This is a genomic window from Actinomycetospora sp., from assembly GCF_036497245.1.
In the GTDB taxonomy this organism is placed as follows: Bacteria; Actinomycetota; Actinomycetes; order Mycobacteriales; family Pseudonocardiaceae; genus Actinomycetospora.
On record NZ_DASXJS010000050.1, the window covers coordinates 26,055 to 32,826 of the forward strand.

The window sequence follows — 6,772 nt, forward strand, 5'->3', positions numbered from 1 at the left end:
CTGCTCGGAGGTGCTAACTCTCGCCGATGGAGAGCGGGCCCGGCGTCGAGAACCCCGACTGCCGGACCTCGGTCCGCGTCACCGTCGGCGCGACCAGGGGGGTCATCGGGACCCAGCGCTCCAGGCTCGCGATGTCGGTCAGCGGCAGGCCCGGCAGGTAGACGGGGTAACGGACCTGGCGGACCAGGGCACGCGCCGTCGTCCACGGACCGCCCTGCGAGGCGGTGTAGCTGATGAAGCCCGACTGGGCCTCGCTGCGCGCGTCGGTCGAGATCCGCCAGCCCGGCAGGGTCGCGATCCCGTCGTGCAGCGGCGGGAACGGCGCGCAGGGGAACAGGAAGGCCCCCGGCCAGTCGTCGGCCGCGGGTGTCCCCGGAGGCAGGACCTCGTCCCACGGGACCAGCCGGGCGATCCGCGGCGCGGAGAACCCCCGGGCGGCGGGGGTGTCGGCCGTGCTGGCCAGCCGGACCGCGTTCCAGCGGGAGCTCAGGGCGGGATCGAGGCGGAGGTCCCGCGAGCGCGGTGCGTCGACCGACGCCGAGCCCGAGTACTGGGTGGCGCCCTCGTCGAGCGGGACCCGCAGCCCGGGCGTGAACGCGCCGGACGGGTCACGGGCGCCGAACTCGGCGACGACGTCCCCGTGCGCCTCCGGTCCGGTCATGGTCACGACGACGGGCCCCGGCGCCTCCGGTCCCGACGGCGCGGCGGGACCGGGCAGCGCGAACCATCCGCTGGTGACGCCGGGCCCGCGCCAGGCCGGGAGCGTGGCGCCGGCCATCGAGGGTCCGCCGGGGTCCGTCCCGGGGGCCGGGCCGGGACCGTCGGCGGTGAGCAGGCCGGCGAGCGGGTCGGGCTCGACGCGCAGCCGGTCGGCGATCCCGCACGAGCGCCCGTGCAGCGAGGCCACCGAGTCCGACGCGAGGGTGTAGGAGTCGCGGCGCTGCACCGCGGTGCGGGCGAAGCTCAGGACCTCGATGGCGACGACGAGCACGACCACCGCGATCGCCAGGGCCGGCGCGAGGCCGAGCAGCCGCGCATCCCCCGGGTCAGGAAAGTCTCGTTCCTGACGCCCAGTGTCAGTTTTTCGACTCTCACGGCCCAGCGTCCGCCGGATCGCCACCACCGCGAGGGCCGCGGCGAGCACCACGCCCACCACCAGGACGGCGTCGGCGAACCGGATCCCGCCGAGCTGCGGCGAGATCGTCGACCAGGTGATCGCGTAGCTCGAGATCCAGTGCCACTGGTTGAACCCCGCCAACGTGAGCCCCGAGGTGCCCGCCGCCAGCGCCACCGCCCACGCCGCCCGCCGCGGGGCGCGCTCGGCGTCGGCGGGGGCGCGCAGCCAGGCGTCGAGCGCCAGCAGCGTCGTCGCCGTCCCGAGCACCGCGAACGCCCCGAAGTGGTGGGTCCACTTGGTCGGGGTCAAGGCCAGCGTCACGAGCGAGAGGAGGGTGGCGACGACGAGCCGGTGCGCCGCCGCCGGCCGCGGCATCCGCGCGAAGGCGAGCGCGCCGAAGGCGAGGGCGAGCAGCAGCACCGGGGCGCGGCGCCCCAGGTTGCCCTCGGCGTTCCCGGTCGTCAGCAGTGAGGTGTAGCGGACGTACTCGTCGGTCCACGGCCGGTCGCCGCCGACGAGCGTGCGGATGCCGACCGAGTCGAGCACGGAGGCCCACGTCTGGTCGGCGTAGACGAGCACGAGCGTCAGACCCAGGGCGGCGATCCCGACGACGACGAGCGCGACGACGCCGAGGGCCTCCGCGCGCACCAGCCGGACGAGCGGGACGACCGCCGCCAGCAGCGGCGCGAACGCCATGAGCCCGGTGGGCGTGACGGCGAGCGTGATCCCGGCGACGAGGAGGGCGACGACGAGCGGGGTCACCGACCGCCGCTCCACGGCCCGCTCGGTCAGCACGAACACGGCCGTCGAGCCGACGAGCACCCACGGTTCCGGACGCACGCCGAGGTCGTAGGGGAGCCACCACGCCAGGTAGACGATCCCCGCGAGCCACGGGACGAGGCGGGGGAGGCGGTCCAGGCCCAGCCGGGGCAGCACGGCCCGCGAGAGCAGGAACCAGCCGACGATCCCGAGCACGGTGGCCGGTAGACGCAGCCAGAACGGCGCCGCGTCGACCCGGGCGATGAGCGCGAGGACGTCGTAGAACCAGCCGAACGGCGTCTCGGGGGAGTTCAGCCAGCGGAAGACGGTGCCGACCTGCCCGTTCTGGGCGCGGGAGCGGACGATGCCCGCGATGTAGCCGTCGTCGACAGTGAGCGGGCCGATCACCTGCCACAGCAGCAGCCCGGCCACCACACCGACGTCGACGATCCGGCGCGCGTGTCGACGGAGTGGGGCGGCCGAGGATGTGGAGTCACTGACGTCAGACGTCAGCAGTGCCGCATCGCTGACATGAGGGGGGCGCCGGCGACGACGGGACAGCACCAGCACCGCACCCAGCGCCACCGCGAACGCCACCACCGCGAGCACGCCCACCGCGATCTTCAGCCCGCTCGCCGAGGTCTGGAACCGCGTGTCGGCCACCGCGGAGAACGACACCCCGGCCGACGACGGCGCCCCGGTGAAGGCCCCGGCGACCGCCGGACGCACGTCCCCGTCGAGCCGCGCGACCTGACGATCCGCGGTCCCGGGCGTCGAGAGGGTCACCGTCGTCGCGTCGATCCCGCTGACCAGGCGCAGCGAGCACGCCCCGCCGGGCAGCGTCACCGGGCCCACCTCGCGGCCCCCGACCGACACCGACACCGCTCCCGCGGGACCCGCCGTCATCGTCAGGCCGTGCAGCGGCTCGGCGAGCGGGTCGGGCTGCGGCGGCGTCGTCGAGAGCAGCACGGTCCCGGGAGCCACCGCGCGCACCGCGTCGCAGCCGACCGACGCCGTCGTCGTCACCGGCTGGTACGGCAACATCGGGATCGCCGCCGGAGCGGGCGACGACGTGCCCGGCGCGGGCCAGGAGTACGTCACGTCGGGTCGCGACACCGGCGCGAACGGGAACGCCAGCGCCGCGAGCACCGAGACGAGACCCGCGACGAGTGCCGTGAGCCTGATCGCCCTGTCCGAGATACTGCTCACCCCAGGTATTCGCGCCCCGAGTAGGACTCCGCCGCGAGGGTCGGGAACCGCGCGAGGCCGCCGCGCTCGACGCGGTTCACGGTCAGGTCATAGCCGTCGACGGGGTGGTCGTAGACGATCCGGTCGACGTTCCCCCACTGCAGGGTCGGCGGCCCGCCGGGGGAGACCCCGGAGAACACGCGCACCGTGGCCCACGTCCGCTCGGACTGGACCATCGTGCCGCCCCACGACTCGTAGGTCGGGTTGGTGAGGATGAAGTCCGGGGTGTTCTCCGCCGCGGACAGCCGCACCTGCGGCGTCGGGCCGATCCCGTTCCGCACCGCGACCTGGTTCACGCACGGCCACAGGACCGCGGAGAGCTGGTCGGCGAAGACCGGCACGTTCGACGACGAGTCGGGCCCGGTGAGCGTCTGGACCGGCTGCATCGCCGTGAGGTGCGGCGGTGCGACGGCGAGGGCGGTGTCCGGGCCGCCGACCCGGTCCTCGGCTCCGATCCGCACGGAGCTGGGCCGGTCGGCGGGCAGGAGCACCGGCACCTCCTGCCACTGTCGCGAGGTCAGGCCGGGGGCCGGGTTCACGGTCGTCGCGACGGTCCGTGTGGGCGCCGCTGCCGGGCCGTACCCGAACTCGAGCACCACGCGCTGCTTGTCCGGGTCGTTGCCCGCGACGGGCACGACGACGTTGGTCGCCGGGGTCGGCTCACCCGCCTCGGCGGGGGGCAGCGGGTACCAGCCGGTGGTGAGCGTGCCGAGGCCGGTGCCGCCCGACGTCCCGGGGTCGGCACTGCCGGAGGTGTCGGGGTCGGTGACCGCGTCGTGCCACATCGTCGGGCCCGTGCCCGACGGGGCCGGTCCGGGCGCCGGGACCGGGTCGGGGTCCGCGGTGCCGTTCCCCGGGGTGGTGAGCGTGAAGTCCCCGGTGCGGGTCTCGGGGGTCAGCGCGGCCCCGAGGTCCCGCGGTGCGGTGGCCATGACGGTGACCGAGTTCGAGAGCTGGCACGGCTTCCCGGCGAGTGCCTGCAGCTGCGCGCCCGCCACGGACCAGCCCGGCGCCTGCACGACCGGCGCGTAGGCCATGACCGCGACCATCCCGGCCGCGAGGATCACGACGGCGGGCACGAGTACCGCGCGGTCGGGGGTCAACCCGAACGTCGTCCGGTGCCTGCGGTGCCGCCACCAGGCGAACAGCCCGGCCAGCACGGCGAGCGCCACCCACCACCAGAACTGGCGCAGGTAGAGCATCCCGATGTGCGGGGCGAGCTTCTCGAGGTCGAGCATCGAGATGTCGGGGTCGAGGTGGTTGCCGAACGGCTGGCCCCGGTCCGAGTAGGGCTTCCAGGTGTTCGGCCCGGCGAACCCGAGCACGGTGGCGCCCGTCAGCAGCGCCACGCTCGCCGCGGTCACGAGCGCGCCCGGCCGCCGGGGGAGCGGGGTCTGCAGCATCGCGAGCGTCAGCAGCACGGTCCCGGGCGCGGCGATCGCGCCGAAGTGGTTCACCCACTTCGTCGGGCCGAGCGCGAGCAGGCCGAGCGCGACGGCCGTCGTCACCGCGATGGACAGCGTGTAGGCCCGGATCGGGCCGCCGATCGGGCCGCGGCGCCCGGACCCGATCGACACCACCACCAGGAGCACCACGCTGAGCAGCACGGGCAGCCGCCTGCCCCAGGTCCCGGTCTCGATCAGCGTCCGGTAGTGCGCCCACTCCTCGTACCAGGGGAAGGTCACGTAGTACCAGGCGTGCACGTCGGTGGCCTCGATGACGTCGCCCAGGGTGGCGTCGCCGAAGCCGATCGGGATCGCGATCGTCCCGGCCGCCACCACGGCGCCGACGACGCCGAGGCGCGTCCGCCAGCTCGCCCCCCGCAGCCAGCGGAAGAGCCACGGGAGCAGCACGACGACGGGTGCGACGGCGACCAGGCCCGACGGTGAGACCGTCACCGCCAGGGCAGCGAGCGCCGTCGCGGGCACGAGGGGACCGATCACCTCGCGGCGGCGGGCCACCTCGCAGAGCAGCAGCACGGCCGCGAAGAGCGGGGTGATGAACACCTCGGGCCGCAGCGCCATCCCGTAGGGCAGGAACCACGCCAGGTGGGCGGCGAGCAGCGTCCACGGCACCCACCTCCGGCGCTCGATGCGGCCCAGCGCGGTGGCGAGCAGTGCCCGCAGCAGGAACCACGTGAGCAGCCCCAGCAGCAGGGGGAGGATCCGCATCCAGAGCAGACCCCAGCCCGTGACGCCGATCAGGTTCCCGAGGTTCCCCCAGATCGCCATGAGGTACTGACTGCCGACGAACGGGTTCTCCGTCGCGTCGAACATGTAGATCTGGTTGCCGATGTAGCCCGTCGGCGACGCGTTGCGGGCCATCAGCAGGTACCACGAGTCGTCGTTCTGCAGCGGTGAGAGGACCACCCACACCGTGCTGACCGCGACGACGGCCCAGTCCGCCGCGCCCAGCCGGGGCCGGCTGAACCCGAGTCGGCCCTGGGCGCCCCACCACCGCCGCCAGGCCAGGACGAGCGTCGCGGCGAGCGCGATCGCGTGCAGGATCAGCAGCGTCAGCTTCAGCCCGCTGGGCACCGACGAGTACCGGTCGTCGGGGTGGATGGTGGCGCCCAGGCCGGGGGTGCCGGGCGCGTCGGTGGCGAGCTCGGCGACCTGTGGGGCCTGACCGGCGCCGGAGAAGAGGACCTCGCCGTCGCGGGTGAGCGTGGTCGTCGTGCCGTCGGCCACCACGCGGTAGGTGCACGGTGTGAGCGGCAGCACCTCGTCGACGAGGGTGGCACCGTCGCTGGTGACCGCGACGCGCCCGCCGGAGTTCGCGACCGTCAGCCCGCGTCCGGGCGTCCCGGCCGAGTCCGGCTCGGTGCGCAGCGCGTCGCCGCCGCCGCGCAGGGCCTGGCAGGGGACGTCCACGCTGATCGACAGCGGGCGGTAGGGGGACAGCGGGACGGCCGTGGTGGCGGCAGGCTCGCCCGCCTTCGGCCAGCTGACGACCGGGTCGGCGGCGGAGACGGGCGCGAACGGGATCGCGACGCCCAGCACCACCGTGACCGCCGCGAGCGCGGCCAGGAACCATCCGGACCGGACCCGCCTGCGGGTCGGTCTGCGCGGCTCGTCCGATTCTCCGGGACCCTCCGCCGCGCGCGCGGGGGTGTCCTCGACGACGGCCATGGTCAGGAACGGTAGCGACGCCGAGGTCTCGGTCCGGTGGGGGGCGGCGTGGCCCGGTGAGGGCGCCGCGCACCGGGCTCGTACCCTCGGCGAGCGTGAGTGTCGAGGAGAGCACGCCGGAGCCCGGCCCCGGCACGGAGACCTCCGCGCCGGTGGACGCGGCCACCGCGGCATCGGCGAGCCCCGCCGGGCCCGCGGCGGCCCCCGCGGCCGCGCCCGAGAAGCTGGGCCTCAAGGCGCAGCTCGTGCGGTTCGTGGCCATCGGCGCGGTCGCCGCCGTCGTGGACCTCGGGGTCTACCAGCTGTTGCTCGCCCTCGGGGTCTGGGCGCCGCTGGCGAAGGGCATCTCGTTCATCCTCGGCACCACGACCGCCTACGTGCTCAACCGCCGCTTCACCTTCGCCTCCTCGAAGGGCGGCAGCGGGAAGTTTCTCGGGTTCGTGCTGCTCTACGGGTCCACGTTCGCGGCGAACGTCGCGGTCGCCTCGCTGGTGCTCTGGCTGATGCACGCGCCGAG

3 protein-coding genes are annotated in these 6,772 nt (G+C 74.7%); 1 reads left to right on the top strand and 2 read right to left on the bottom strand.

The features are described 5' to 3' along the window. Positions 1-13: 13 nt before the first annotated feature. Positions 14-3,085 carry an arabinosyltransferase domain-containing protein gene (locus VGI02_RS05775; RefSeq protein WP_331626322.1) on the bottom strand — a complete coding sequence of 1,024 codons (3,072 nt, stop codon included), beginning with the start codon at positions 3,083-3,085 and terminating at the stop codon, positions 14-16. Next, positions 3,082-6,255, bottom strand: a complete 3,174-nt coding sequence (locus tag VGI02_RS05780) for an arabinosyltransferase domain-containing protein (RefSeq protein WP_331626323.1) — start codon at positions 6,253-6,255, stop codon at positions 3,082-3,084. Before VGI02_RS05780 ends, VGI02_RS05775 begins: the two co-directional genes overlap by 4 nt. A 95-nt stretch (positions 6,256-6,350) precedes the next feature. Between VGI02_RS05780 and VGI02_RS05785 the strand changes: the two genes are divergently transcribed. Beyond that, positions 6,351-6,772 (top strand): GtrA family protein (locus tag VGI02_RS05785; protein ID WP_331626324.1); only part of this gene is annotated, 422 nt, incomplete at its 3' end.

Excerpts from the sequence above, each read along its gene's own strand:
- VGI02_RS05780 (WP_331626323.1), bottom strand. The coding sequence starts at position 6,255 with ATGGCCGTCGTCGAGGACACCCCCGCGCGCGCGGCGGAGGGTCCCGGA.